Origin of the sequence: Nocardiopsis prasina DSM 43845, assembly GCF_000341265.1 — a bacterium.
Lineage (GTDB): Bacteria > Actinomycetota > Actinomycetes > Streptosporangiales > Streptosporangiaceae > Nocardiopsis > Nocardiopsis prasina.
Genome location: NZ_ANAE01000072.1, coordinates 19,851 through 46,123 on the forward strand (window position 1 = coordinate 19,851; position 26,273 = coordinate 46,123).

Genomic DNA, 26,273 nt, shown 5'->3' on the forward strand with positions numbered 1-26,273 from the left:
CGTTCCTACTCTGCCGGCGGGAACACCGTGTCCACCAGGGCGCGCTGCTCGGCCTCGTGGCGCTTGGCCGAACCGGCCGCGGGCGCGGAGGAGGCCGGACGCGAGATCCGGGTGAACGGACGGTCGAGCTGCTCGGAGAAGACCAGCGCGACGAAGGGCCACGGACCCATGTTCGCGGGCTCCTCCTGGACCCACAGGACCTCGCCCGCGTTCGGGTAGGCCTTGAGCTGCTCGCGGATCTCCTCGATCGGCAGCGGGTAGAGCCGCTCCGCCCGGATGATCGCGGTGTGCTTGTCACCGCTCTTGCGGCGGGCCGCGTCCAGGTCGTAGTAGATCTTGCCCGAGCAGATGACCACGCGACGGACCTTGTCCGCCGAGATCGAGTCGTCCCCGATCAGCGGCTGGAAGTGGCCCGACGTGAAGTCGTCGGCGGCCGAGGTCGCGGCCTTCAGACGCAGCAGCGACTTGGGTGTGAACACCACGAGCGGGCGCTCGAACGGCGACTTCGCCTGCCAGCGCAGCAGGTGGAAGTAGCTCGCCGGGGTGCTCGGCATCGCGACGGTCATGTTCTCCTGCGCGCACTGCTGCAGGAACCGCTCGATGCGGGCCGAGGAGTGGTCCGGGCCCTGGCCCTCGTAGCCGTGCGGCAGCAGCATGGTCACGCTGGAGCGCTGACCCCACTTCTGCTCGCCCGCGCTGATGTACTCGTCGATGACGGTCTGCGCGCCGTTGACGAAGTCACCGAACTGCGCCTCCCACATGACCAGCGCGTTCGGCCGGGTCAGCGAGTAGCCGTACTCGAAGCCCAGTGCCGCGTACTCGCTGAGCAGCGAGTCGTGCACGAGGAACTTCGTGGTCCCGTTGTCGAACTGCTTGAGCGGCGTGTACGTCTCGCCGGTCTCGCGGTCCATGAGCGAGGCGTGGCGCTGGCCGAAGGTGCCGCGACGGCTGTCCTGACCGATCAGGCGGACCGGGTGGTCGTCCAGCAGCAGCGACCCGAAGGCCAGCAGCTCACCGGTGGCCCAGTCGACGGCGTCGGTCTCGACCATCGTGGCGCGACGGGTCAGCTGGGGTGCCAGACGCGGGTGCGGCGTGAAGCCCTCGGGCATCGTCACCTGGGTGTCGATCACCCGCTTGACCGTCTCGGTGCTGATGGCGGTCTCGACCTTGGAGTGGTCCAGACGCGACTCGGTGAACACCTCGGGCTTGACCACGGCGCCCGGCTCGATCGGCTTCTTCTCGACCTCGCGGGTCTCGGTGAAGGCCCGCTCCAGCTCGGACTGGTAGTCGCGCAGGGCCTGCTCGGCCTCCTCCACCGTGATGTCGCCGCGCCCGATGAGGGACTCGGTGAACAGCTTGCGGGTGGAGCGCTTGGCGTCGATGACGTCGTACATGAGGGGCTGGGTGAACGCGGGGTTGTCGCCCTCGTTGTGCCCACGGCGCCGGTAGCAGACGAGGTCGATGACGACGTCCTTGTTGAACGCCTGACGGTAGGCGAAGGCCAGGTGGGCGACCCGGACCACGGCCTCGGGGTCGTCCCCGTTGACGTGGAAGATCGGCGCCTGGACCATCCGCGCGACGTCGGTGGCGTACACGCTGGAGCGGCTGTCGGTCGGCGAGGTGGTGAAGCCGACCTGGTTGTTCACGATGACGTGGACCGTGCCACCGGTGCGGTAGCCCCGCAGCTGGGACAGGTTCAGCGTCTCGGCCACCACGCCCTGACCGGCGAAGGCCGCGTCACCGTGGATGAGGATGGGCAGCACGGTGAAGCCGTGCGGGCCCTTGTCCAGCACGTCCTGCTTGGCGCGGACGATGCCCTCGGCGACCGGGTTGACCGTCTCCAGGTGGGACGGGTTGGCCGACAGCGAGATCTGGATCGCGTCGCCCTCGCGGGTCTGGAAGGTGCCCTCGGTGCCCAGGTGGTACTTGACGTCACCGGAGCCGTGCGCGCTGCGCGGGTCGAGGTTGCCCTCGAACTCACCGAAGATCTGCCCGTAGGACTTGCCGCAGATGTTGGCGAGCACGTTCAGGCGGCCACGGTGGGCCATGCCGATGACGGCCTCGTCCAGCTCGGCCTTGGCGGCCTTGGAGATCACGCCGTCCAGCAGCGGGATCAGCGACTCGCCGCCCTCCAGGGAGAAGCGCTTCTGACCGACGTACTTGGTCTGGAGGAAGGTCTCGAAGGCCTCGGCGCTGTTGAGCCGGTGCAGGATGTGCAGCTGCTCGTCGCGGTCGAGCTTCTCGTGCTCGCGCTCGACGTGCGACTGGATCCACTCCCGCTCCTCCGGGCTCTGGATGTGCATGTACTCGATACCCACCGTGCGGCAGTAGGTGTCGCGCAGCACGCCCAGCACGTCGCGCAGCTTCATGACCTGCTTGCCGCCGAAGCCCCCGGTGGGGAACTCGCGGTCCAGGTCCCAGAGGGTCAGGCCGTGCTCGAGCACGTCCAGGTCCGGGTGCTTGCGCTGCTCGTGGTCGAGCGGGTTGGTGTCGGCCATGAGGTGGCCGCGCACGCGGTAGGCGTGGATCAGCTCCTGGACCCGGGTGGTCTTGTCGAGCTGGGTCGCCTTGTTGACGTGGATGTCCTGCACCCAGCGGACCGGCTCGTACGGAATCCGCAGCGAGTTGAAGATCTCGTCGTAGAAGCCGTCCTCGCCCAGCAGCAGCTGGTGGATGCGGCGCAGGAACTCGCCCGACTGGGCACCCTGGATGATCCGGTGGTCGTACGTCGAGGTCAGCGTCATGACCTTGCTGATGCCGAGCTCGCTCAGGGTGTCCTGGGACGCGCCCTGGAACTCGGCCGGGTACTCCATGGCCCCGACGCCGAGGATGGTGCCCTGCCCGGGCATCAGGCGCGGCACGGAGTGCACGGTGCCGATGCCGCCCGGGTTGGTCAGGCTGATCGTGGTGCCCTGGAAGTCCGGCACGCCCAGCTTGTTGTTGCGGGCCTTGCGGACCAGGTCCTCGTAGCCGCTCCAGAACTCGTTGAAGTCCATCTCGCCGGACTTCTTGATGGAGGGCACGACCAGCTGACGGGAGCCGTCCGGCTTCTGGAGGTCGATCGCCAGGCCGAAGTTCACGTGTTCGGGCTTGGCGACGCCGGGCTTGCCGTCGATCTCCGTGTAGGAGTGGTTCATCTCGGGCAGGGCCTTGAGGGCCTTGACCATGGCGTAGCCGATGAGGTGGGTGAAGGAGACCTTCCCACCGCGGCCGCGCCGGAGATGGTTGTTGATGACGATGCGGTTGTCGAACAGCAGCTTGACCGGCACCGCGCGCACACTCGTCGCGGTCGGCAGGGTCAGGCTCGACTCCATGTTGGTCGCGGTGCGGGCGGGTGCTCCACGCAGCCGCTCCTCGTTGACCTGGAGTGCATCGTCGGTGTTCTTGGGTGCAGGGGCCGCAGCGGCCTTCTTCTTCGGCGCGGGTGCGGCGGGGGTCTTCTCGGGCTGCGCCTTTGCGGTCGCAGTGCCCCCACCCTTCCCGTTGGCCGAGTCCGCGGGCTTGTAGTCCGCGAAGAAGTTCCACCAAGCCTTGTCAACCGAATTCGGGTCGGTGAGGTACTTCTGGTAAAGCTCCTCGACCAGCCACTCGTTCGGGCCGAAATCTGTCAGGGGTTGAGACGCCTCAGACGACACGGCGGAGATCGCCCACTTCCGCAGCTCGCTTGTGAATGATTAGGAAAGACGGGTGGCTGCTGGCAAGTCGGGCCCGAAGAAGCACGGAGTCGCTCCCCATCGCAGGGAAGAAGCTGACCTGGCCAGCACTCGTCGGGTACAAGGCTACTTGTACCGACCTCCCTGACGGGAACATCGGAGTAGCTGAAACTGGGAGATACCTAACAATCTTTCACACGAACCTTGTCTCTACGTGCCGGTCACTTTGCGTTGCGTGGTCGACATGCTGCGTTTGTTCCTGTTTGACGGGGTTTTCGGTGCGCATTCCTGTGACTGCCCCCGGGCCGGGCCCCTGTGGCGCGCACCACGTTTCCCATGGGGTCGTGCGCAGGGCCACCACGGGCAGCAACCGACGGTCACCCGCCCGCGTCCGGCCGTGAAACGCCGGTGTCCGACGGCGGTGATGTGCGGATCTGCGCGCTCTTCCCCGTTCTCCCCCATGGCGGCGGTGCCCGTGCCTACGATCGCCCTACGAACGCGACAAGTCGGGTGGGGAGGCCCATGAAGGGACTCGGAGAACTGGAGGCGGCCATCATGGGGGCCCTGTGGAGTTCGGAGGGGCCGCTCTCCGTGCGCGAGGTCCGGGAACACATGGTCTACGACCGGGAGGTCGCCTACACGACCGTCATGACGGTGGCCAACATCCTCTTCCACAAGGGTCTGGTGGACCGTGAGAAGGACGGGCGGGCCTGGGCCTACTGGCCTCGTGAGAGCCACGCCGAGTACACGGCACGCGTGATGGGCGAGGTCCTGGAGACGGGGCCCGACCCTGACGCGACCCTGCTGCGCTTCGTGGAGCGCTTCAGCGACGAGGAGATGGTCCGCCTGCACCACGTCTTCCGCCAGGTGCGCGACCGGCGCGGCGTCGGTCGCCCGCACACCTCACCGACGGCGTAGCGAGCGCACGCTCGGAGTGGCCACCGCCGCGAACGTGGCCGTCAGGGTCAGCCCCGCCACGATCAGGAGGGCCCGGTCCGGCCCGATGGCCTCGGCCACCGGCCCGATCGCGATCTGTCCCACCGGCATCGCCACGAAGGACCCCAGGGCGTCGTAGGAGTACACGCGGGAGAGCCGTTCGGGCGGGACGTTCTCCTGCACGGAGACCTCCCAGGCCACCGAGAACTGCTGCATCGCCACCCCGCCCGCGAACATCGCGGCGAACAGCAGCGGCACCAGCGGTGAGGGCCCGGCCATCACGAAGAACGGGAGGGTCTGGAGCGTGACCAGCGCCGTGCCGTAGAACAGGGCCCGTCGCGGCTGCCACCGGGCCGCGAGCACCCCGCCGACCAGCAGTCCCACACTGTTGGCCGCCATGAGCAGTCCCCACGTGGTCCGGCCGAACGTGTCGTCGGCGATCCCCGGCCCCAGCACCGCCGTGACCGAGGACCACCCGGCGTTGACCACCATGAACTGCAACACGACGATCCAGACCCACGGGCGGGCCACGAACTCGCTCCACCCGTCCAGCAGGTCGCGCAGCACGCCCCTGCTCGGCACGGCCGTGGACGGCACCCGCAGGAACAGGAAGACCAGACCGGCGGCGGCGAACAGGGCCGCGTCCGCGCCGATCGCCCAACCCGGACCGACCAGCCCCACCAGCACGCCGCCCACCGACATCCCGGCGAACATGCCCAGCTGCTTGGCGATCCCGGCCAGCGCGTTGGCCTGGCGCAACAGCGACCCCGGCACGGTCTGCGGGGTCAGCGCCGCGATCGCGGGCAGGTTCGCGGCGGCCGCGGCCCCGTTGAGCACGCTCAGCGCGACCATCAGCCAGAGGGTGGCCGTCCCGGAGAGGAGGAACACGGCCAGGAGGGCCTGGGAGACCGCGGCGAGCAAACAGGCGCCCCGGATCACCAGGGCGCGCGGAAACCGGTCGGCGAGGACTCCGCCCAACAGCAGCAGCGCCACGTTGGCGATGGAGCGCGCCCCCACCACCAGTCCCACCTGGGCCAGGGAGCCGGTCACGTCCAGGACGGCGAAGGCCAGCGCCACGTGCGCCATGCCGTTGCCGAAGAGCATGAGCACACGACCCGTCACCAGGACTCGGAAGGGCGTGTGGGCCAGCGGGGCCGTGATTCCGGGGACGGCGCCCCGCTCCCGGGTCATCCGTGCCCCTGGTTCATCCGCGCTCCACCCCTCGGTCCGCCCGCCACCCGGGGCATCCTCTTCGAACACCGGGCCGGGGGCAACCGGTTTTTCGCGGTGGCGGGAGGCTCAGCGGCCGAGGACCCAGCTCCGGCCCTCGGCCGCCAGCTTCTCCACCAGGGTGGCGCTGTCGTGCTCCTTGGCGAAGAGGTGTTCGGGGCGGGTGATCGGCACGATCCACAGCCACCGCACCGGGTCGCCCTGGAACGACAGGCCGGAGGTGTCGGGCGGTGTGCGGGTGGGATCGGTCACCAGGGGGCCGGGGTCCTCCAGGAGCAGAACCGCGCCCGCTCCGCCGCGCATGGACCGGTCCTCGGGGTTGTCCAGCCACTTGATGGTGTGCCCGGTCCCGAACCACGTCACCGCACGCCAGGGAAACGCCCCGATCCACCGGAAGATCCGGGCGGCGTGGTGCGCGGGCAGGGTCGTGGCCAGGGCCAGCTCCACCCGTGCGTGGTTCGAGGTGTCGGCCATGTAGCGGTCCAGGGTGGGCATGCGCTGTCCGCACATGCCCACGGTGGAGAGCACGGTGAAGGGCCGCTCCTGTGAGGGCGGCCGCTCCGAGACCCGCAGCAGCGGCGGGTGCCCGTCGGACACGTCCCAGTAGTGGCCGGGTTCTCCCACCCTGCGGTTCAGATGGCTGAGGACGGTCCGCTGCACGCTGCGCCACGCCCCGGAGGCGCGACGCCAGTCCCAGTAGGCCTCGGCGTGCACCACGCGCGGCCACAGCTGGTCCCGCACCGAGTCCAGTTCCCAGGCGTAGGCGCTGCGCCCGATCGCCTCGCGGGCGTACCCGGGCAGACCGCTGTCGGCCTCGGCCCAGCCCGGGATCACCGCGAGCAGGCCCTCCTCGTCCACCAGGGCCACTCCGTCGCCCTCCTCGAACCACACCGCGCGCAGCGTGGCCGGGTCGAAGCGGGGGCGTCCCTGGGGGTGCTTGGTGTGGGCCTCCGGCATGAGGGGGGCCTGCCCCCGGTAGAGGCCGCTCGACTCGCTGTCGCGCGGGGCCGCCTCGTGGTTGGCCAGCCACACCGGCACCCGGATGCGCTCACGGGCGTCCAGCAGGTAGGCGGCCGTGGTGTGGGAGTCGCACTCGACGACGACGCGACGGCTCTGGTAGGGGCTGATCTCGTCCAGCAGGACGTCGATCTCGGTCACCGGCCCTCCCACGTGCCGACGGCTGTCGTGTCGTCGTGTCCGCCGGAAGCGGGCACAGCCGCCCGGCCTGTCCACAAGCTAAGTAGAATCGACGGTAGTGCCCTGACAGTCGGAGCAGCACCGCAGTCGCGTATAGGTCGTATAACGACCCGTGCCGCCACATCCCTCCCGCACCGGGCGCAGACCACCGACTCCACTCCTTACGGATCCTTATGCCCGCCGAGCTCACATTCGTCGCACCCCGCCGCGCCAAGCCGCCCCGGCACCTGGCCGACCTCAGCCCCGAAGAGCGGCTGGAGGTCGTCAGGGAGCTGGGTGAGAAGCCCTTCCGTGCCAAGCAGATCGCCAAGCACTACTACGGCGGGCTGGAGTCGGACACCTCGAAGATGACCGACCTCCCGGAGTCCTCCCGGGAACGGCTCGGGGAGGCGCTGCTGCCCACGCTGCTCACCCCGGTCCGGCACATCACCTGTGACAACGGGATGACCCGCAAGACCCTCTGGAAGGCCTTCGACGGGGTGATGTTCGAGTCGGTGCTCATGCGCTACCCGGACCGCGTCACCCTGTGCATCTCCTCCCAGGCCGGGTGCGGCATGAACTGCCCGTTCTGCGCCACCGGCCAGGCGGGCCTCACCCGCAACCTGTCCACCGGCGAGATCGTCGACCAGGTCGTGGCCAGCGCCCGCGACCTGGCGCGCGGCGAGGTCGCGGGCGGCCCGGGGCGGATCAGCAACATCGTGTTCATGGGCATGGGCGAGCCCATGGCCAACTACAAGCGCGTGCTCCAGACCGTCCGCCAGATCACCGACCCGGTCCCCGACGGGATGGGCATCTCCCAGCGCGGGGTCACCGTCTCCACGGTGGGCCTGGTCCCGGCCATCAACAAGCTCATCGACGAGAGGATGCAGGTCCGTCTGGCGATCTCCCTGCACGCCCCCGACGACGAGCTCCGCGACGAGCTGGTGCCGATCAACACCCGCTGGAAGGTCGATGAGGTCCTGGACGCCGCCTGGCGCTACGCCGGGACCACCGGTCGCCGCGTGTCCATCGAGTACGCGCTGATCAAGGACATCAACGACCAGGCCTGGCGGGCCGACCTCCTGGGCAAGCTCCTCAAGGGCCACCTGGTGCACGTCAACCTCATCCCGCTCAACCCCACCCCGGGGTCCAAGTGGACCGCCTCGCGCCCCGAGGACGAGCGCGAGTTCGTCCGGCGCCTCCAGTCCCACGGCGTCTCGGTGACCGTCCGCGACACCCGGGGCCAGGAGATCGACGGGGCCTGCGGGCAGCTCGCCGCCGCCGAGAAGTAAGACACCGACGTGGTCGAGACCGCCCTCGCCTTCGTGGTGGCCACCGCGGCGGGGCTGGTCCCGCTCATCAACATCGAGCTGTACCTGCTGGGCGCCGTCGCCCTCCTGGACGACGGCGCCCTCGTGGCGATGGCCCTCGCGGCGGCCCTGGGCCAGACCCTCGGCAAGATCCCGTACTACTACGTGGGCTACGGGACGATCTCCACGCCGTGGCTGCGGCGCCGCGCCGCCACCCCCGGCAAGTGGACGGAGCGGGTGTCCCGCTGGCGGGCCAGGGCCGAGGAGCGCCCCGTCTGGGGCGCGGGCCTGCTCGCCCTGAGCTCCTTCGCCAGCGTGCCGCCGTTCATGGTGGTCTCCGTGCTGGCCGGGGTGCTGCGCATGAACATCGTGCTCTTCTGCGTGGTCACCTTCGTCACCCGCTTCGCCCGTTTCCTCATCCTGGTCCTGGCCCCCGCGTGGGCCATGGGCGTCCTCCCCTGAACCGTGCCGCGCGCCCGGTCAGAGGGCGTGGTCGGCGAGGCGGGTGACGGCCGCGACGACCTCCGGGCCGTGGATGGTCCTCGGGTCGTTGTGGCCCGCCCCGGGCAGCACGACCTCCTCGAACAGGTCCGCGCTGGCCTCGGCCACCTCGTGGCTCTGCTCCGGGGGCACGACGCCGTCGGCGTCACCGACGACCACGGTGGTGGGCCGGTCCACCCCCGAGACCAGCTCCGTGACCGGGAACTCGTCCCGTAGCAGCGACCGGACGGGCACCACGGGGTAGTGGTGGCGGCCCATGTCGGCCAGCGAGCTGAAGGGCGAGCGCAGGAAGAGCGCCGCCGGAGGGCGCTGGTCGGCGAGGTCGGCCGCCACGGCCGCGCCCAGGCTCTCTCCGAAGTACACGGTGCGGTCCGAGTCGAAGCCGCGCTGGGAGAGGAGGTCGGCGGCGGCACGCGCGTCGGCGGCCAGGCCCTCCTCACTGGGGGAGCCCGGGTTGCCCCCGTAGCCCCGGTAGTCGAAGAGCAGCACGGAGAAGCCCTCGGCGGCCAACGCCCGTGCCAGCGGCGCGCGGGTCCGTCTGTCGCCCGCGTTGCCGTTGGTCACCAGCACGGCCGCCTCCCGATCCCCGCCGGACGGGGGCACCAACCAGCCGCCCAGTTCGAGCCCGTCCTCGGTGTGCAGCCGGACGTCCTCGGCCCTCTCGATCACCGATCCGGCGGCCGGGGGTTCGTCGAGGGAGGGGAGATAGATCACGGATCGCTGCATCGCCCACACGAGTCCCAACAGCAACACAAGCACCAGTGCCGTCACGGCCGTCACGATCAGGACCGGTCTCACCAAGGTTCCTCCCGGGGGTCGGGTGTGCCTGTCGCGTGAACTACCCGTTCGCCGTGCCTGATACCGGGAGGTTCGCCCCGGAACCGGAACGCGCTGGTCGGCGTCTGTTCCTGTGCCTGATCATCGGACATGAGGGAGGCCGCGATGCGGCGGGTCGGACGTAGTGGGATCGTCTTCGGGACTGCCCTGGGGGTGTTGCTCCTGGTCACCGCCTGTTCCTTCGAGTTCAGCATTGGCGGGGGCGACGCGGAGGGCGCGGAGGAGGCCTCGCAGGCCCCCGCTGCCTCCGTGGACGTCGAGGAGGTCGAGAACCAGTCGAGCTCCAGGCTCTCCGAGCAGGTCGGGCAGGTGCCGGACGACTTCACGTGCCCCGGGAACCTCCCGGCCGAGGAGGGAGCGCAGATGCGCTGCGAGCTGACCGCCGGGGGGCAGAGCCTCGGCGTCACCCTCACCGTGACGTCGGTCGACGGCGGTCAGGTCGACTGGGACATCGTGGTCGACGGATAGTCCGCCGTCCCCGACACGGGCGGGCCGCCCGAGACGCCCCGAGGGCGTACCGGGCGGCCTCCGGCTCAGTTGCTCGCGAGGTCGCGGCCGCGAAAGCCCAGCAGTGCCACCGACCCGGCGAGCAGCACCGCGCCGAGGTACAGCAGGAACCTCGCGGAGTCGAACTCGTCCACGGGCGGGCGCGGCAGGATCTCGAAGGCGCTCAGGTCCATCACCCGCTCCGAGAAGTGGAAGAGCCCGCCCAGCATCGTCGCGACCAGGCTGTAGGCCAACCACAGCCAGAGCAGGGGCAGCAGCCGGGGCGCCGTCCCGAACAACAGCGCGGCGAGGGCGCCGAAGGTCAGGGCCGCCGGGAGCTGGGAGAGCACGGCCACGATCGTCCGCCAGGTCCAGTCGGCCTCGCCCAGAGCGACCGAGGCACCCAGCCCCAGCCCCAGGCCACCGGCGACGGTGATCAGCACCGAGGCCAGGGCGGCGACCACCAGGGCGGAGCCGAGCCACTGCGCCCGCCCCACCGCTGTGGACAGCACCAGTTCCGCGCGTCCGGCGCCCTCCTCGGTGTGTGCCCGCAGCACCGAGAGCGCCCCGTAGGCGGAGGCGGCCATGACCGCGTAGACCCCGATCATGGCCAGGAACCCGTTGACCACGTCGTCACCGGCGGCGCCCAGGAGCACCGCCAGGTCCGGGTTGCCGTCCAGCATCTCCCGGACCTGGGAGGCCAGGGTGCCGAAGGCGTAGGCGAAGGCGAACACGGCCGCCGTCCAGGCCAGGATCGCCCCGCGCTGCTGGTGCAGGTGCAGGGTGAGGGTCCCCGACAGCAGCCGACCGGCCTCCGGCCTGCCGGGGCGGGAGGACACGAGCCCCGCGCCCACGTCGCGCCGGCCCGCCAGGACGTGGGAGACGGCCAGCAGCACCAGGACGACCACTCCGTACAGGGCCAGCGGTTCCCAGCGCAGGTCGACGAAGGGACGCGTCTGTTGCACCCACGCGAACGGTGAGAACCAGGACACCGGGGTGCCGCCCCGCTCCTCGATGTCGCCCACCACCCGCACCATGTAGAGCACGCCCACGGCCAGGAAGGCGAGCCCTGAGGCGGAGCGCGCGTGCTCCGACACCTGGGCGCAGACCGAGGTGATCGCCCCGAAGGTGATCCCGGCCAGCGCGAGCCCCAGCCCGTAGGCCGCCGAGTCGGCGGCGGAGAGGCCGTAGCCGGTCATCGAGGCGGTGACCAGACCACCGATCACCAGGTTGACCAGGGAGAGGGTGAGCAGGGCTGCGGTGGTCTGGGCGGCGGAGCCGACGACCCCGGCACGCAGGAGTTCGGTCCGGCCGCTCTCCTCCTCGGCCCGGGTGTGCCGGACCACGTGCAGGACGCTCATGACGGCGAGGGCCAGGAGCAGGCTCATGGTCAGCTCGTTGACCAGCATCCGGCTGAGCGTGTAGTCGTCAACGCCGTAGCCGGGCCCGCCGAAGACGACGCCGGTGGGAGTCTCGATCAGCTGGGCGCGGGCCTGGCGCTCCTCCCGGTTGGTGAAGGTGCCGTCGAGCGCGGGGATGCTGGCGGCGGTCGTCCCGGCCAGCGCCACGGTCCACACGGCGAGTCGGACGCGGTCGCGGCGCAGCGCGAACCGGGTCAGGGTCCAGGTTCCGGTGAGGGCGCTCATGCCGGGTCACCCGCGCCGCTGGGGGCGTCGAGGTCGTCGCCGTAGTGGCGCAGGAACAGCTCCTCAAGGGACGGCGGGTTGCTGACGAGGGAGCGCACACCCAGGTCGGTGACCCGCCTGAGCACGTCGCCCATGTGCTCGTGGTCGACGGCGAGGGACACTGTTCGGCCCCTGACCGCCAGGTCGTGCACACCGGACAGGCCGGAGAGCGCCGACGGGTCGTCCTCGACTTCGGCTCGGACCGTGGAGCGGGTCAGGTGGCGCAGCCGGGCCAGGGAACCGGACTCCACGGTCCGGCCCCGGCGGATGATCGTCACGGTGTCGCAGAGCTTCTCGACCTCGGACAGGATGTGGCTGGAGAGCAGGACGGTGCGTCCCTCCTCCTTGACCTCCCGCACGCAGTTGGTGAACACCGTCTCCATGAGCGGGTCCAGCCCCGAGGTGGGCTCGTCGAGGACGAGGAGTTCGGCGGTGGAGGCCAGCGCCGCCACCAGGGCCACCTTCTGCCGGTTGCCCTTGGAGTAGGTGCGGGCCTTCTTGGTGGGGTCGAGCTCGAAGCGCTCCAGGAAGGCCTGCTTGCGGCGGGTGTCGAGACCGCCGCGCAGCCGCCCCAGCAGGTCGATGGCCTCACCGCCGGTGAGGTTGGGCCAGAGCGAGACGTCGCCGGGCACGTAGGCCAGGCGGCGGTGCAGGCTCACCGCCTCCTTCCACGGGTCGCCGCCGAGCATGCGAACCGAGCCGGAGTCGGCTCTGAGCAGGCCGAGCAGGACCCGGATGGTGGTGGACTTACCGGCGCCGTTGGGGCCGAGAAAGCCCACCACCTGGCCGGTTTCCACGGTGAGGTCGAGCTTGTCCAGGGCCCTGAACCGGCCGAAGGACTTGTCGAGGCCACGGACCTCGACGGCGTTCGCTGGTGACATGGGCTGCTCCTCGTGGTGCGGGGTTCAGGTGTCGTCGTTGCCGTCGCCGCCGGTGTCCGGGGCGGTCGTGGGAGGGGTTTCGGTGCTGGCCGAGAGGTAGGCGTCCAGCAGGGAGGTGTCGGCCAGCACCGGTTCGGTGTAGGCCTCCAGGACGGCGAGCATGTGCTCCGCCATCCAGGTGTGGAAGACCTGCCGGTAGTCGACGTCCGGCCCGGGGTGGCGCAGGCGCACGTGGAGCAGGAGCGAGCCGAGCGCCGAAGAGACCGCCCAGCGGGCCCGGCCCGCCGGGTCCCGGCTCGGGCGGACGGCACCCGCCTCCTCCGCGACGGCGATGTAGCGCTCGGCGTCCTCGACCATGAGGTCGTACATCGAGACCGCGAGGGGGCCACCCGCCTGGAGGGCGTGCAGGACGTACCCCAGGACCGGCGCGTACTGGTCGGTCTCGGCCAGCTGTTGCAGGAAGGTCTGCCGCGCGGGCTCGGCGAACGCCTCCCCCTTGAGTTCGTTGATGACGCCCCGCACGTGGTCGTCGCAGGCCTGGCGGAGCCGGGCCTTGCTGCCGAAGTGGTGGATGACCAGACCGGGGGAGACCCCCGCGTGGTCGGCGATGGTGCGTACCGAGACGCCGAAGCCGTACTGGCCGAAGCACGCGACGGCCGCGTCGCGTACCCGGGCTCGTGCGGTCAGGTCTTCCGAAGGGACTGAACTCATGTTCAATAGATTAAACACGTGTTTAGTCGCAGTGCAAGGGGGTGTGCGTGATCCGGGCGTACACTCGGGGCACGTCCGGGGTCGCCAGCCGGTCCGGTTCCCAGGTCACGAGGGGGAAGTTCGATGGTGCAGGTCGCGGTCGCCCAGTTCGCGCCGGGGCAGGACAAGGCAGAGAACCAGCGCTCGGTCGCGGAGCTCACTGCGCGGGCCGCCGGACGGGGAGCGCGGGTCGTCCTGTTCCCCGAGTACACGATGTTCACCGCGCCACGCACCGACCAGCGCTTCGTGGAGGCCGCCGAACCCCTGGACGGCCCCTTCCTGTCCGACGCCGCGGACACCGCCCGACGCGAGGGCGTGTACCTGGTGCTGGGCGTGAACGAGGCCGGGGAGCCGGGCTCCACCCACTTCACGAACACGCTGGTCGCGCTCTCACCGGAGGGGAAGCGGGTCGCGCTCTACCGCAAGATCCACCTCTACGACTCCTTCGGGGCGCGGGAGTCGGACGTGGTCGCCCCCGGGCCGATCGACGCCCCGGAGACCTTCACCGTGGGCGACGTGGTCTTCGGCCTCCAGACCTGCTACGACTTGCGCTTCCCCGAGGTGACCCGGCGGATCGCCGACGTCGGTGCGCACGTGGTGCTGCTGGCCGCGCAGTGGGTGCCGGGGCCCCTCAAGGAGGACCACTGGCGCACGCTGGCCCGGGCGCGCGCCATCGAGAACACGGTGTACGTGGTCGCCTCCGGGCAGGCCGCGCCCACCGGTGCGGGCGGCAGCACGGTGGTCGACCCGATGGGGACCGCGCTGGCGTCCCTGGGAGAGCAGACCTTCGAGGTGGCCTCGGCGGAGGTTTCGGCCGAGCGTGTGGAGGCGGTGCGTGTCACGAACCCGGCGCTGTCCCTGCGCCGATTCTCGGTGATTCCGCACGCCCGGGACTGAGTCCCAGCTCTGTACGGGCCGGGACATATCCGGCTCATCGTAGAAAAGACCATCAATGAACTGGGGTCTTCCCAGGGTTCGTCACTTAGGGTTATGATCTCCCTGCGCGGAGTGATTTAGATCGGTCCGGACCCTTCCAGGCGCCGATAGCTTCTGATTCAATTAAGAGCCGGTAACTATCGGCCCGCCAGACTGTCCTAAACCACGGGGGGAGCAAGGACATTGCGCGGAACGAGCACGATGTGCGAACGGGACACGAGGCCTGACGCCGCATCCGAGATCCACGTCTACGACCCGAGCTGGCTCAGCGGGGCGCAGTGCATGGGGGATGCCTGCGTCGTCTGCCACGTCAAGTGGCCCCGGCCCCGCCGGGTCCTGGGCGAACTGCCGGACGGCAGCCAGGTGTACGGATGTGACGAGTGCGCGGGGATGATCGGCCACCAGCCGGTCGCCGCCAGCGGGTCGCTGATCGCGGCACGCTAGGTGGTGACGGCGGTGGAGACGGTCGCGCTCCGGGTCCAGGGGGAGTCTTGAGGACCCGGAGCGCTTCCGTTGACGCACCCGCTTCCATGGGGAGGAGGGGAATTGAGCACGTCCATCCAGGATGGTCTCTCGTGGCACGCGCTGTCCGCGGCCCGCGCCCCACGAGGGGGCGCCGGTGAACCACGATACTCCGTGTGGCCCGCCGTAGACGGTCAGTGAGAGACATCCGTCGTTATTTCGAGGGGACCGGGGTTACCCGTTGATGGGAAACCCCAGGTCGACGCCGCCCTGGGGGCGCTGCCCCGGGTCGGTCCACCGGGCCGTGACCGCCTTGGTGCGGGTGTAGAAGTGGACGCCCTCGGTGCCGTGCGCGTGCGAGTCACCGAACAGCGACTGCTTCCAGCCGCCGAAGGAGTAGTACGCCATCGGCACCGGGATGGGTACGTTGATCCCCACCATCCCCACCTCGATCTCGTTCTGGAAGCGCCGGGCGGCACCGCCGTCGTTGGTGAAGATCGCGGTCCCGTTGCCGTAGGGGTTCTCGTTGACCAGCCGGACCGCCTCGTCGTAGTCGCCCACGCGGACCACGCTCAGTACGGGGCCGAAGATCTCGTCGCGGTAGCAGGACATCCCGGGGTCGACGTGGTCCAGGACCGAGGGCCCCAGCCAGAAGCCGTCCGCCGCACCGCCCAGCACCGGGTGGACCCGGCCGTCGATGGCCAGGGTGGCCCCCTCGCGCACCCCGGACTCCAGGTAGGAGGCCACCTTGTCGCGGTGCTCCCGGGTGACCAGCGGACCCATCTCGCTGCGGTCGTCGTCGCCGGGGCCGACCCTCAGCCGTGAGACCCGCTCACGGATACGCTCCAGCAGGTCGTCGGCGACCGAGTCCACCACGGCCACCGCCGAGATGGCCATGCATCGCTCGCCCGCCGAACCGAACCCGGCCGAGACCGCCGAGTCCGCGGCCAGGTCGAGGTCCGCGTCGGGCAGCACCACCATGTGGTTCTTGGCGCCGCCGAGGGCCTGGACACGCTTGCCGTGCTCTGCGGCGTTGCGGTAGACGTACTTGGCGATCGGTGTGGAGCCGACGAAACTGACCGCCGCCACGTCCGGGTGCTCCAGGATCGCGTCGACCGCGACCTTGTCCCCGTGCACGACGTTGAAGACACCCTCGGGCAGCCCCGCCTCGGCCCACAGTTCCGCCAGGACCAAGGACGCGGACGGGTCCTTCTCGCTGGGCTTGAGCACGAACGTGTTGCCGCAGGCGATCGCCACCGGGAACATCCACATCGGGACCATCGCCGGGAAGTTGAACGGCGTGATCCCGCTGACCACCCCCAGCGGCTGGAGGATCGAGTAGGCGTCCACCCCGGTGGACACGTTCTCGGAGTACCCGCCCTTGAGTAGGTGGGGGATGCCGCAGGCGAAGTCCACGACCTCCAGGCCCCGCGCCACCTCGCCCTGGGCGTCGGAGAAGACCTTGCCGTGCTCGGAGCTGACGACCGCGGCCAGCCGGTCGCTGTTGGCGCGCAGCAGTTCCCGGAAGCGGAACAGGACCTGGACCCGCTTGGAGAGCGAGGTGTCCCGCCAGCCAGGGAAGGCCGCCCTGGCCGCTGCCACGGCCGCGTCGACCTCCTCCGTCCCGGCCAGGGCCACCGTCCCGGTGACCGCGCCGGACGCCGGGTTGTAGATGTCACCGGTCCGCTCGGCGGGCCCCTCGTGGGCGCCGCCGCCGATCCAGTGGGTGACGTGCTTGCTCATGCTTCCTCTTCCTGGTGGCGGGGGCTTCAGGCGTGGTCGGCGACGGCGCGGACGGCGTCCAGCAGGATGTCGCGGCCCTCCGCCGCCTCCTCGGTCGTCAGGTTCAGTGGCGGGGCCATGCGCAGCACGTTGCCGTGGACGCCCCCCTTGCCCACCAGCAGACCGCGCTCGCGGGTGGCCTCCAGCACCTTCCCGGCCAGGGGTGAGGACGGTGCGCTGGTGGCGGGGTCGACCATCTCGATGGCGAACATCAGGCCCTTGCCGCGCACGTCCCTCACGCAGTCCAGCTCGCGCAGCGCCCGCAGACCCTCGACCACGGTGGTGCCCTGGCGGAGCGCGTTGCCCTGGAGGTCGTGCTCCAGCACGTAGTCGAGGGTGGCCCCGGCCGCGGCCATGGACACCGGGTTGCCGCCGAAGGTGGCCACGCCCAGGGCCGTCAGACCGTCCATGAGGTCGCCGCGCGCCACCACACCGCCCACCGCGAAGCCGTTGCCCAGCCCCTTGGCGAAGGTCATGGCGTCCGGGGTGACCCCGTGGTTGCCGATCCCGAAGAAGCTGGTCCCGGTCCGGCCCCACCCGGTCTGCACCTCGTCGGAGACGAACAGGATGCCGTGCTCGTCGAGGACCTCCTTGTAGGCGGCGTACAGACCGTCCGGGGGCATCGCGAACCCGCCCACGCCCTGGACCGGCTCCGCGATCAGACAGGCCACGTTGGGCGCCGCGGTGTCCAGGACCTCGCGCAGGTCGGCGACGCAGACGTCGATGTACTCCTGCTCCGTGAGGTTCCGGAACGCGGGGGAGGAGTGGTCCGTGCCGTGCAGGTAGTGGACGTTGAGGGGGGAGAGCGAGGAGTTCTTCCAGGCACGGTTGCCGGTGACCGCGACGGTCCCGAAGGACCGCCCGTGGTAGCTGCCGCGCAGGGCGAGGACCTCGTCGCTGCCGCGCGCGTGCGTGGCCAGCAGCAGTGCGGTCTCGTTGGCCTCGGTGCCGGAGTTGGTGAAGAAGACCTTGGCGTCGGGGATGCCGGACAGCCGGGCGATCCTCTCCGCCAGCTCGACCTGTGCGCGGATGAGGTAGAGGGTGGAGGTGTGGACGACGCCCTTGGCGAGCTGGCGTTCCACCGCCTCGCGCACCTCGGCGACGTCGTAGCCGAGCATGTTGGTCACGATGCCGGTGAAGAAGTCCAGGTAGGTGCGGCCTTCGGCGTCCGTGACCCGGGCGCCCTTTCCGCTCACGATCTCCAGCGGGGACTCGTAGTACAGGGGCAACCAGGAGGGCATGACCGCGCGGTGGCGCGCAAGGAGTTCCGACATGCCCCCAGTGTCCCCAGGGCCCGGGGGCTTGGCCAGGATCACCATGTTGACAACATGCTGGTCGGACTTACAACGTGTAAAGCATACGTCGGGCGGCCTCGGCGGAGCTCACGAGTCGGAGCCACCAGCACGATGTAAGCACTACGCCCTCGAATCTGACAGAGCGTCCTAGACTGTCGCCTGTGCTTCCCACCCTTGCCGAGGTCCTCCAGCTTCCCGCCCTCCAGAAGGCCAGGCCCCGAGTGGTGGCCGGTTCCGAGTACCTGGACGTGGCCGTGCGCTGGGTCCACATCGCGGAGGTCACCGACCTCGCCCACCTGCTGCGCGGTGGTGAGCTGGTGCTCAGCACCGGGATCGCCATGCCCGACGACCCCGACGCCCTGCGGCGCTACATCGAGGACATCGCCGACGCCGGTGTCAGCGGGATCGCCGTCGAACTCGGTCGCAAGTACCACGCCGAACTCCCGAAGGCGTTCCTCGACGCCGCCCGCGACGCCCGCATCGCGGTCATCCTCCTCGACCGCGAGGCCCGCTTCGTCGAGATCACCGAGGCCGTGCACATCCGGGTGGTCAACGAGCAGCTGGAGGAGCTGCGCGAGTCCGAGAAGCTCCACTCGGTCTTCACCCAGCTGTCCGTGGAGGGCGCCGACGTCGGGCAGATCCTGCACGAGGTGGCCCAGCTCTCCGGCTGCCCGGTGGTCCTGGAGAACCTCACCCACCAGGTCCTGGCCTGCGACCTCAACGGAGAGGACCCCGGAACCCTGCTGACCGCCTGGGAGAGCCGGTCACGAGCGATCCGCACCGGAACCCGGACCGTCCACGCGCCCTCCTCGGGCTGGCTGGTCACGACGGTCGGCGCCCGGGGGCAGGACTGGGGGCGGCTGATCCTCATCACCGGGGCCACCCCCACCGCCCGGCAGACCATGCTCATCGAACGCGCCGCCACCACCCTGGCGTTGGGACGGCTGCTGGAGCGCCACCAGGAGAGCCTGGAACGCCAGACCCACCGCACGATCATCGCGGGCATCATCGACCGCGCCTACTCCGATCCGGAGGAAGCCCTGGTCCGGGCCCGCGCCGTGGGTGTGCCCCTGCACAACCGCGAGATGGTCGGCCTGGTCCTGCGGCTGCGCGAGAGCGGGACCGGTCTGGCCGCGCAGGCCCGTCTGTCCGACACCGCCGAGGGCGCCGCCCGCGCCTGCCGCGAACTCCGCCTGCCCGCGCTGGTGGGCTCCCTCGACGACTTGCGCGTGGGTATCCTGCTCGCCCTGCCGGACCGCAGACGCCTGGACGCCACGCTGCACCTGCTCGCGGACCGGGTGCGCGGCGCCGTGGGGGACGCGGCGGTGCTCGCGGTGGGGTCGGCCGCCGACGACGTCCGTGAGGTGCGCCGCTCCTTCCTGGAGGCCCGCCAGGTGGGCGACGTGGCGATCAAGCAGAGCGACCGGCGTCCCTTCTACCGCCTGCCCGACCTCCACCTGCGCGGGCTGCTGCACCTGTTCCGCGACGACGAGCGCCTCCAGACCTACGTGGAGCGCGAGTTGGGGCCGCTCCTGGACCACGACGCCCGGCACGGCGGCGACCTCGCCGACATGCTTCGCCACTATCTGGGGGCGGGGCGCAACAAGGCGCTGGCCGCGAGCCGGGCGCACCTGTCCCGGCCCGCCTTCTACGAACGGCTGCGCCGGATCGCCAACGTGCTCGACGCCGACCTGGAGTCGGTGGAGACCTGCCTTTCCCTTCACGTGGCCCTGCTGTCCCTGGACTCGGTCCGGGACCAGCAGTAGGGGAGCCCTCCGTTCGGCACCTGTTCGTCACACCGGTGCAGTACGTTGGATTCCGTTGTGAATCTCCATCTTGACAAGGGATTCCTGATTGACGCGTGGAGGACCCCAGTGACCGAGCACCTTGACCCCGGACCCGCACGACGGGTCAACGGGGTGGTGTTGGACGAGACGGCCAAACGCATCATCGAGGTCCTCCAGCAGGACGGACGCCTGTCCTACGCGGCCATCGGCAAGACCGTGGGCCTGTCGGAGGCCGCCGTGCGCCAGCGCGTGCAGCGCCTACTGGAGTCCGGGGTGGTCCAGGTGGTGGGCGTCACCGACCCCATGACACTGGGCTTCGAGCGCCAGGCGATGATCGGCGTGCGCACCAGCGGCGACCTCAACGCCGCCGCCGACGCCGTCTCCGAGCTGGCGGGCGTAGAGTACGTGGTCATCACGGCGGGCTCCTTCGACCTCATGGTCGAGGTCGTCGCCGAGGACGACGCCCGCCTGCTGGACATCCTCGCCGAGATCCGCGCGGTGGAGACCGTGGAGAGCACCGAGACCTTCCTCTACCTCAAGTTGCGCAAGCAGACCTACGCCTGGGGGACCAGGTAGGAGCGGCTGTGCTTCCTGGGGCCTCCGCTTCGCTTTGGCCCGGGTTCGGTGCCTTTGCAGAGGAACCTTCGACGTCTTCGGTGTGATGGCTCGTTCCTCGCGATCCCACCTTCACCACCTCCAGAACCCTCTCCGGCGTCCTCATCTTCTTTGGGCCTCCGGCTTCGCTTTGGCCCGGGGTTCGGTGCCTTGCAGAGGGATTTGGGTTCAAGGCAACACAGCATCCTCGTCTGCGCCTGGTTCGTTCCTCGCTGGCGGCTTGACTCGTCTTGCAGAACCCTCTCCGGCACCGAACGGGCACCCCCTTGTGGCTGAGGTGACGTCCTCACCCGACCCGGCTCACAGCGGTTCCGGGACCCCGGTGACCTCCATTCCCAACAGCTCCGCGGCCAGGGTCTTGCCGTGGGCGTCCAGGTACAGGGACGTGGTCACCGTGTCGTCGGAGGCCCGTGCGCACACGAGGATCAGGGCGTGCACGTTGTCCATGCGGTGCACGGTGACCGGCCCCCGGAAGCGCTCGCCCAACTCGGCGCGGACCCGCTCGGGCGTCAGCTCCCCAAGGAGCACCGGGTACCAGCGGGGGTCACGGGCGACGACGGAGATCGTGTTGAGGTTGCCCTTGTCCCCGGCTCTCGCGGTGGCGATCTCGTACAGCGGGACGCTCATCGCCCCTCCTCTCCGAACCAGCTGACCACCGGTTCCACGTGCTCTCGTGCGATGGTGCTCGACAGGATCCCGACGACCTCACCGCTTCGGGTCCGTACCCCGCCACCTCCGGCGGGTCCGCAGGTGTACAGGGCGGTGACCTCCTCCTCCACGGCCTGGGCGCCCGCCCGGTCCGTGCTCAGGGCCGCAACGCGCAACCGGCACTCGGAGGGCCCCGCGTCGTCATGCCCCGGCCCCGCCCCGATCAGGTCGAACCGGCTGCGGACCCGGTCTCCCAGGCGCTCGCGGACCACCTCCCCTGCCAGCCTGGCCCGTGCCACGGCGCCGGGCCCCGTGTAGGAGATCTCCCCCTCGCCCCGGTATCCGGCCCGGTAGCCCACGCTGACCTTCAGCGTCCGGGGCCGCGCGAAGCCGCGCGCCCCGTCCACGAGGACGCGGTCCCCGCCCAGCTCCCGCAGGCGCACGCCCGTCATGTCCAGGGAGACGTCCGGGGTCAGGTAGGCCCTGGGGTCGGTCACCTCGTAGGTGAGCTGCTCCGTGACCGTCATGCGGTCGACCCTGCCGCCCGTCCCCGGGAGTTTGGTGACCACCGCACGGCCGTCGCCGTCGACCTCGGCCAGGGGGAACCCCAGGTCGGCCAGGCCGGGTACGTCCTTGCGGCCCGGGTCGGCGAAGTACCCGCCGGTCAGCTGGCCGGCGCACTCCAGCAGGTGGCCCACCAGCGTGCCCGCCGCCAGCAGTCCGTCGTCGGACGGGTCCCAGCCGAGGTCGTGGACCAGTGGAGCCAGGAACAGCGAGGGGTCGGCGGCCCGCCCGGCGACGATCACGTCGGCCCCGCCGCGCAGGGCGGGCAGCAGGGCCTCAACCCCCAGGTAGGCGTTGGCGGAGACGAGTTCCCCGTGGGACTCCAGCGACTCCCCGTCCTCCCAACACGGAGCGGACGGGTCGATCCGGTCCAGGACGTCGTCGCCGGAGACGGCGGCCACGGTGGTCGGCAACCCCAGAGAGGCGGCCAGCCCCGCTGCCATCGCCCCGGCCGCCACGGGGTCCGCGGCGCCCGCGTTCGTGACCAGCCTCGTGCCCCGACGGTGCAGGGGCTCCAGGAGGAGTTCGAGCCGTCGGCGGAGCATCGGGTCGTACCCGGGCCCCGAGCCCTCGGACGCGCGCAGGGAGGCGAGTGAGACCGTTCGCTCGCCCAGGCACTCCAGGACGAGTGTGTCGAGCTCGCCCCGCTCGACCAGGTCCACGGCGGGGTGGAGTCGGTCGGAGGCGAATCCCGCTCCGCAGCCGATCCGGGTGCCAGGGGTCACGTGGTGCTCCTTCGGGTTCGCGCGGACCATCGGTTCGCGGGTGTGCGGACGTTGGCGGGGTCGGTCACGCCGCCCACGGCAGGATGACGCCCATGGCGACGGCCGACCCGAAGACCACCAGGCTGACCAGCCAGGCCCAGGGGAACAGGAACCGGATGTGGGTCCCGATGGGGACCCCGGAGAGGCCGACCAGCAGGTAGAAGGAACCGGTCATCGGGCTGATCGGGAAGCCGACGGTCTCCTGGCCGGTGATCGAGGCCTGAGCGACGTCGATCGGGGCGACACCGAACTCGCCTCCCACGGCGGCCAGCACGGGCATGACGGCGAAGTAGTAGGCGTCCGGACCGAAGACCAGGCTCATGGGGACGGCCAGCACGCCGATCAGCAGGGGCAGGCCGGGGCCGAGGAAGTCGGGCATGGCCCCGGTCATCGACACCGCCATCGCCTCGATCATGCCGCTCTCCTCCATGACCCCGAGGAAGGCCCCGGCCGCCAGGAGGGTGCTGGCCATGAGGATCGCCCCGCGTGCGTGGTCGTTGATCCTCTCCGTCTGCGCCGACATTCCCGGGTAGTTCACGGCCAGCGCGATGACGAGGGCGATCATGAACACCAGCTCCGGGGGCATCACCCCCGAGATGAGAGTGGCGACGGCGGCCAGGGTGAGCACGGCGTTCAGCCAGTACAGACGGGGGCGCAGAAGTTCCGGACGCTCCGACTCGTACTCGGCGGGCGCGGCCGCCCGAGGGGCGCCGTCACCGGCCGCCGAGGCACCGGACGGGCCGACCCCGGCGCCGACCGGACGCCCGGCGGCCGTCGTCCGCAACCGGTTCCGTTCGCGGACACCCAGGTAGTACGCGATGAGCAGGCACGTGACCATGCCGATGAGCTGGGCCGGGATCAGCGGGACCCACAGGTCGTTGGCCGGGATGCCGCTCGCGGTGGCCGCCCTGGCCGTGGGGCCGCCCCAGGGGAGGATGTTCATGATCCCCGCCCCGAGTCCCGTGAGAGCGGCGAGCACCACCCGGCGCATCCCCAGCGCGTCGTAGAGGGGGAGCATCGCCGGGATGGTGATGAGGAACGTGGTCGCGCCGGCGCCGTCGAGATGGGCCACCATCGCCAGGACCACCGTGGCCACGGCGATGGTCACGGGGTTGTCCCCGGCGAACCGCAGGACGCGGCGCACGATGGGGTCGAAGAGCCCGGCGTCGCGCATCACCCCGAAGTAGAGGATCGCGAAGACGAACATGGCGGTGGTGGCGGCCACCCCGGTGATGCCCGCGGACACGAAGGTACCGACCTCGCCGGGACCGAACCCCATCACGAGGGCGGCGGCGACGGGGACACCGGCCAGGGCCACGACCGCGCCCACCCGGTTGGACAACAGCAGCACGAGCACGACCGTGATCGTCGCGAATCCCATGGCGGTCAGCATCTGGAACGCTCCTCGGAAACGGGGGGTGAGAGTGACCTGCGGCACTCTCGTTCATGTTTCCGCGACGTTTCCTTGAGTGTCCAGCATTAATAAAGCAAGGGGCTATGCTCTCGGAGCATGGACCTGACGCTGAGGGAGTTGTCGGTCTTCGCGACCGTCGCCAGGCACGGAAGTTTCACTGCCGCCGCCGACACGCTGCACGTCGCGCAGTCCTCGCTGAGCCGGACCGTGATGACGATGGAGCGCAACCTGCGCGTCCGGCTGCTCGAACGCACGACCCGGAACGTGCGGTGCACGCCGGAGGGCGCCGAACTCCTCGCCGTGGCCGAGCGCCTGCTCGCCGCCCACCGTGCGGAGATGAACGGCCTCGAACGCTTCCTGCGCGGCACCCGGGGCACGGTCGTCGTGGCGACGCTGCCCTCGGTCGCGGCCGCCCTGCTGCCAGCCGTGATCGCGCGGTTCCGCGCCTCCGCCCCCGAGATCGACGTCCACGTCCTGGACGGCATGGCGGGCAGCGCGATCGAGCGCCTGCGGGCGGGGGAGTGCGACATGGCGCTGGTGGCCGCCCGGGGCCCGCAGGAGGGACTGCGGGCACGGCCGCTGCTCAGGGACCGCTTCCTCGCGGTGGTGCCGTCCGGGCACCCGCTCGCGCGACGTCCGGAACTCACCTGGGCCGACCTGGCCTCGGAACCCTTCATCGTGACCGGCGGGGACTCCAGTGTCCGCCCGGTCACGGACACCGCCTTCCAGAGCGCGGGGACCCGACCGGAGCGCACCATCGAGGCGGGCAACATCTCCACCGTGGGCGGTCTGCTCTCCGCGGGCCTCGGTGTCGCCGCGCTCCCCGCGCTGTCCAGGATCCTCATGGGCTTCGCCGACCACGTGTGCCTGCCACTCGGCGCGCCCGCCGTCGAACGGAGGGTCGACGTGATCGTCCACGGGGAGCGGCGCATGGGGCGGGCGGCCGAGGCCTTCCTGGACCTGCTCCTGCGGATGCGCGCGGAGGACCACCCCCTCCCGGAGGGGGTGGCCTGGGTGGCGGACCCCGCCTGACGGCCGCGGCCGTCAGGCGGGGTCCGCCGAACCCGCCCTACACCCCGGCCAGGGCCTCTTCCAGGATGTCCAGGCCCTCACGGAGCAGGTCGTCGCCGATGACCAGCGGCGGCAGCATGCGGATCACGTTGCCGTAGGTGCCCGCGCTCAGCAGGATCAGGCCGCGGGAGTGGCAGTGCCGCAGCACCCGGGCCACGGCCTCGGGGTTGGGCTCCTTGCCGTCCCGGACCAGTTCGATGGCGACCATCGCCCCACGGCCGCGCACGTCGCCCACGACGTCGAAGCGGTCGGCGAAGGAACGGAGGCGGTCCAGCATGAGCGCGCCGATCTCGCGGGCCCGGCCGGTGAGGTCCTCGGTCTCGATGACCTCCAGCGAGGCCAGTGCGGCGGCGCAGGCCGCCGGGTTGCCGCCGTAGGTGCCGCCCAGTCCGCCGCCGTGCACGGCGTCCATGAGCTCGGCCCGGCCGGTCACCGCCGCCAGCGGCAGGCCGCCCGCGATGCCCTTGGCCGTGGCGATCAGGTCCGGCACGATCCCCTCGTGGTCGCAGGCGAACATGTCGCCGGTGCGCGCGAAGCCGGTCTGCACCTCGTCGGCGACGAACACGATCCCGTTGGCGCGGCAGAACTCGACCAGCGCGGGCAGGAACCCGGGGGCGGGCTCGATGAAGCCGCCCTCGCCCTGGATGGGCTCGATGACCATCGCGGCCACGTTCTCGGCGCCGATCTGCTTGACGACCTGGTCGATCGCGGCGGCAGCCGCCTCGGGGCCGCAGTTCTCGGGGCCGGTCGGCCAGCGGTAGGCGTAGGCCATGGGCATGCGGTGGATCTCGCCCGCGAACGGACCGAAGCCCTGCTTGTAGGGCATGTTCTTCGCGGTCAGACCCATAGTGAGGTTGGTGCGGCCGTGGTAGGCGTGGTCGAACACCACGACGGCCTGCCGCCCGGTGGCGCTGCGCGCGATCTTGACGGCGTTCTCCACCGCCTCCGCACCCGAGTTCAGCAGGATGGACCGCTTCTCGTGGTCGCCCGGGGTGACCCGGTTGAGCGCCTCGCAGACCTCCACGTAGGCCTCGTACGGGTTGACCATGAAACAGGTGTGCGTGAAGCGGCCGAGCTGTTCGGCGGCGCGGTCGACCACCCGCGCGTCGGCGTTGCCGACGTTGGTCACCGCGATACCGGAGCCGAAGTCGATCAGCGAGTTGCCGTCCACGTCCTCGACGATGCCGCCGCCCGCGCGCTCCACGTACACCGGCAGCACGCTGCCCACGCCCTGGGCGACGGCGGCGGACCGGCGCTTCTGGATGTCGCGGGACTCGGGGCCGGGGATCTCGGTGACGATCCGGCGGGACTGGACGACCTCGGTCTGTGCCATGCGGCTGCCTCCTTGTGCGCGGGTGGTGCGACTGTGCGGACGGGCAAGACACTAGATCGCACAGAACCGGACACCCATGGACACAGTGGATAATCAGGAGGGAGTCCTGTGCCATTGCGTCAGGGATGGGACCGCTGGGACGAGAGCTGGGGGGAGT

The 26,273-nt window shown here is 70.6% G+C and carries 22 protein-coding genes; 9 read left to right on the plus strand and 13 right to left on the minus strand.

Features of this window, described 5'->3' with window-relative positions:
• Positions 1–5: 5 nt before the first annotated feature.
• Complete coding sequence (locus tag D452_RS0102290) at positions 6–3,635, minus strand: multifunctional oxoglutarate decarboxylase/oxoglutarate dehydrogenase thiamine pyrophosphate-binding subunit/dihydrolipoyllysine-residue succinyltransferase subunit (RefSeq protein WP_017542536.1); 3,630 nt, start codon at positions 3,633–3,635, stop codon at positions 6–8.
• A 540-nt stretch (positions 3,636–4,175) separates the two neighbouring features.
• On the opposite strand from D452_RS0102290, the gene D452_RS0102295 reads away from it, so the two are divergent.
• The gene (locus tag D452_RS0102295; protein WP_017542537.1) at positions 4,176–4,571 is read left to right on the plus strand and encodes a BlaI/MecI/CopY family transcriptional regulator; all 396 of its coding nucleotides are present in this window, start codon (positions 4,176–4,178) and stop codon (positions 4,569–4,571) included.
• On the opposite strand, the gene D452_RS0102300 is transcribed toward D452_RS0102295, so the two are convergent.
• Both D452_RS0102300 and D452_RS0102305 read right to left on the minus strand, forming a co-directional pair.
• Positions 4,557–5,780 (minus strand): MFS transporter, encoded by a 1,224-nt coding sequence (locus D452_RS0102300; protein ID WP_017542538.1) that lies wholly within the window; start codon positions 5,778–5,780, stop codon positions 4,557–4,559. The genes D452_RS0102295 and D452_RS0102300 overlap by 15 nt on opposite strands.
• A 108-nt stretch (positions 5,781–5,888) precedes the next feature.
• Positions 5,889–6,977, minus strand: coding sequence for a suppressor of fused domain protein (locus D452_RS0102305; RefSeq protein ID WP_017542539.1), 1,089 nt, complete (start codon positions 6,975–6,977; stop codon positions 5,889–5,891).
• A gap of 212 nt (positions 6,978–7,189) precedes the next feature.
• On the opposite strand from D452_RS0102305, the gene rlmN reads away from it, so the two are divergent.
• Positions 7,190–8,287 (plus strand): 23S rRNA (adenine(2503)-C(2))-methyltransferase RlmN, encoded by a 1,098-nt coding sequence (rlmN, locus tag D452_RS0102310; protein WP_017542540.1) that lies wholly within the window; start codon positions 7,190–7,192, stop codon positions 8,285–8,287.
• Between the two features lie 9 nt (positions 8,288–8,296).
• Positions 8,297–8,767, plus strand: coding sequence for a YqaA family protein (locus D452_RS0102315; RefSeq protein ID WP_017542541.1), 471 nt, complete (start codon positions 8,297–8,299; stop codon positions 8,765–8,767).
• Positions 8,768–8,785: 18 nt separating this feature from the next.
• Here D452_RS0102315 and D452_RS0102320 read toward each other — a convergent pair whose 3' ends face one another.
• Positions 8,786–9,604 carry an alpha/beta hydrolase gene (locus D452_RS0102320; protein ID WP_017542542.1) on the minus strand — a complete coding sequence of 273 codons (819 nt, stop codon included), beginning with the start codon at positions 9,602–9,604 and terminating at the stop codon, positions 8,786–8,788.
• Positions 9,605–9,748: 144 nt separating this feature from the next.
• Here D452_RS0102320 and D452_RS0102325 point away from each other — a divergent pair, with 144 nt between their 5' ends.
• A complete protein-coding gene (locus tag D452_RS0102325) occupies positions 9,749–10,111 on the plus strand; it encodes a DUF4333 domain-containing protein (protein ID WP_026128906.1) in 363 nt (120 codons plus the stop codon).
• Positions 10,112–10,176: 65 nt separating this feature from the next.
• Here D452_RS0102325 and D452_RS0102330 read toward each other — a convergent pair whose 3' ends face one another.
• From D452_RS0102330 to D452_RS0102340, 3 genes are read right to left on the minus strand one after another with little or no spacing between them, the layout of a single operon-like run.
• Complete coding sequence (locus D452_RS0102330) at positions 10,177–11,775, minus strand: ABC transporter permease (protein ID WP_017542544.1); 1,599 nt, start codon at positions 11,773–11,775, stop codon at positions 10,177–10,179.
• A complete protein-coding gene (locus D452_RS0102335) occupies positions 11,772–12,695 on the minus strand; it encodes an ABC transporter ATP-binding protein (RefSeq protein WP_017542545.1) in 924 nt (307 codons plus the stop codon). The genes D452_RS0102330 and D452_RS0102335 overlap by 4 nt, the downstream gene beginning before the upstream one ends.
• A 24-nt stretch (positions 12,696–12,719) precedes the next feature.
• A complete protein-coding gene (locus D452_RS0102340; protein ID WP_017542546.1) occupies positions 12,720–13,406 on the minus strand; it encodes a TetR/AcrR family transcriptional regulator in 687 nt (228 codons plus the stop codon).
• Positions 13,407–13,529: 123 nt separating this feature from the next.
• On the opposite strand from D452_RS0102340, the gene D452_RS0102350 reads away from it, so the two are divergent.
• Both D452_RS0102350 and D452_RS0102355 read left to right on the plus strand, forming a co-directional pair.
• A complete protein-coding gene (locus tag D452_RS0102350) occupies positions 13,530–14,342 on the plus strand; it encodes a carbon-nitrogen hydrolase family protein (protein WP_017542547.1) in 813 nt (270 codons plus the stop codon).
• A 240-nt stretch (positions 14,343–14,582) separates the two neighbouring features.
• Positions 14,583–14,825, plus strand: coding sequence for a hypothetical protein (locus D452_RS0102355; RefSeq protein WP_017542548.1), 243 nt, complete (start codon positions 14,583–14,585; stop codon positions 14,823–14,825).
• A 252-nt stretch (positions 14,826–15,077) separates the two neighbouring features.
• Here the strand turns inward: D452_RS0102355 and D452_RS0102360 are convergent, their stop codons facing one another.
• A complete protein-coding gene (locus tag D452_RS0102360) occupies positions 15,078–16,586 on the minus strand; it encodes a CoA-acylating methylmalonate-semialdehyde dehydrogenase (protein WP_017542549.1) in 1,509 nt (502 codons plus the stop codon).
• A 26-nt stretch (positions 16,587–16,612) separates the two neighbouring features.
• On the minus strand, positions 16,613–17,899 hold the full coding sequence (locus D452_RS0102365; RefSeq protein ID WP_017542550.1) for an aspartate aminotransferase family protein: 1,287 nt from the start codon (positions 17,897–17,899) through the stop codon (positions 16,613–16,615).
• Positions 17,900–18,081: 182 nt separating this feature from the next.
• On the opposite strand from D452_RS0102365, the gene D452_RS0102370 reads away from it, so the two are divergent.
• Complete coding sequence (locus D452_RS0102370; protein WP_017542551.1) at positions 18,082–19,686, plus strand: PucR family transcriptional regulator; 1,605 nt, start codon at positions 18,082–18,084, stop codon at positions 19,684–19,686.
• Positions 19,687–19,794: 108 nt separating this feature from the next.
• Positions 19,795–20,283 carry an Lrp/AsnC family transcriptional regulator gene (locus tag D452_RS0102375; protein ID WP_017542552.1) on the plus strand — a complete coding sequence of 163 codons (489 nt, stop codon included), beginning with the start codon at positions 19,795–19,797 and terminating at the stop codon, positions 20,281–20,283.
• 339 nt (positions 20,284–20,622) lie between these two features.
• Here the strand turns inward: D452_RS0102375 and D452_RS0102380 are convergent, their stop codons facing one another.
• From D452_RS0102380 to D452_RS0102390, 3 genes are all read right to left on the minus strand, one after another.
• Complete coding sequence (locus D452_RS0102380) at positions 20,623–20,949, minus strand: AtuA-related protein (protein WP_017542553.1); 327 nt, start codon at positions 20,947–20,949, stop codon at positions 20,623–20,625.
• On the minus strand, positions 20,946–22,259 hold the full coding sequence (locus D452_RS0102385; protein WP_026128907.1) for an acyclic terpene utilization AtuA family protein: 1,314 nt from the start codon (positions 22,257–22,259) through the stop codon (positions 20,946–20,948). The genes D452_RS0102380 and D452_RS0102385 overlap by 4 nt, the downstream gene beginning before the upstream one ends.
• Before the next feature lie 64 nt (positions 22,260–22,323).
• The gene (locus D452_RS0102390; RefSeq protein WP_017542555.1) at positions 22,324–23,691 is read right to left on the minus strand and encodes a CitMHS family transporter; all 1,368 of its coding nucleotides are present in this window, start codon (positions 23,689–23,691) and stop codon (positions 22,324–22,326) included.
• Between the two features lie 117 nt (positions 23,692–23,808).
• Here D452_RS0102390 and D452_RS0102395 point away from each other — a divergent pair, with 117 nt between their 5' ends.
• Complete coding sequence (locus tag D452_RS0102395; protein ID WP_017542556.1) at positions 23,809–24,744, plus strand: LysR family transcriptional regulator; 936 nt, start codon at positions 23,809–23,811, stop codon at positions 24,742–24,744.
• Between the two features lie 37 nt (positions 24,745–24,781).
• Here the strand turns inward: D452_RS0102395 and gabT are convergent, their stop codons facing one another.
• Positions 24,782–26,116 carry a 4-aminobutyrate--2-oxoglutarate transaminase gene (gabT, locus tag D452_RS0102400; RefSeq protein WP_017542557.1) on the minus strand — a complete coding sequence of 445 codons (1,335 nt, stop codon included), beginning with the start codon at positions 26,114–26,116 and terminating at the stop codon, positions 24,782–24,784.
• Positions 26,117–26,273 lie beyond the last annotated feature (157 nt).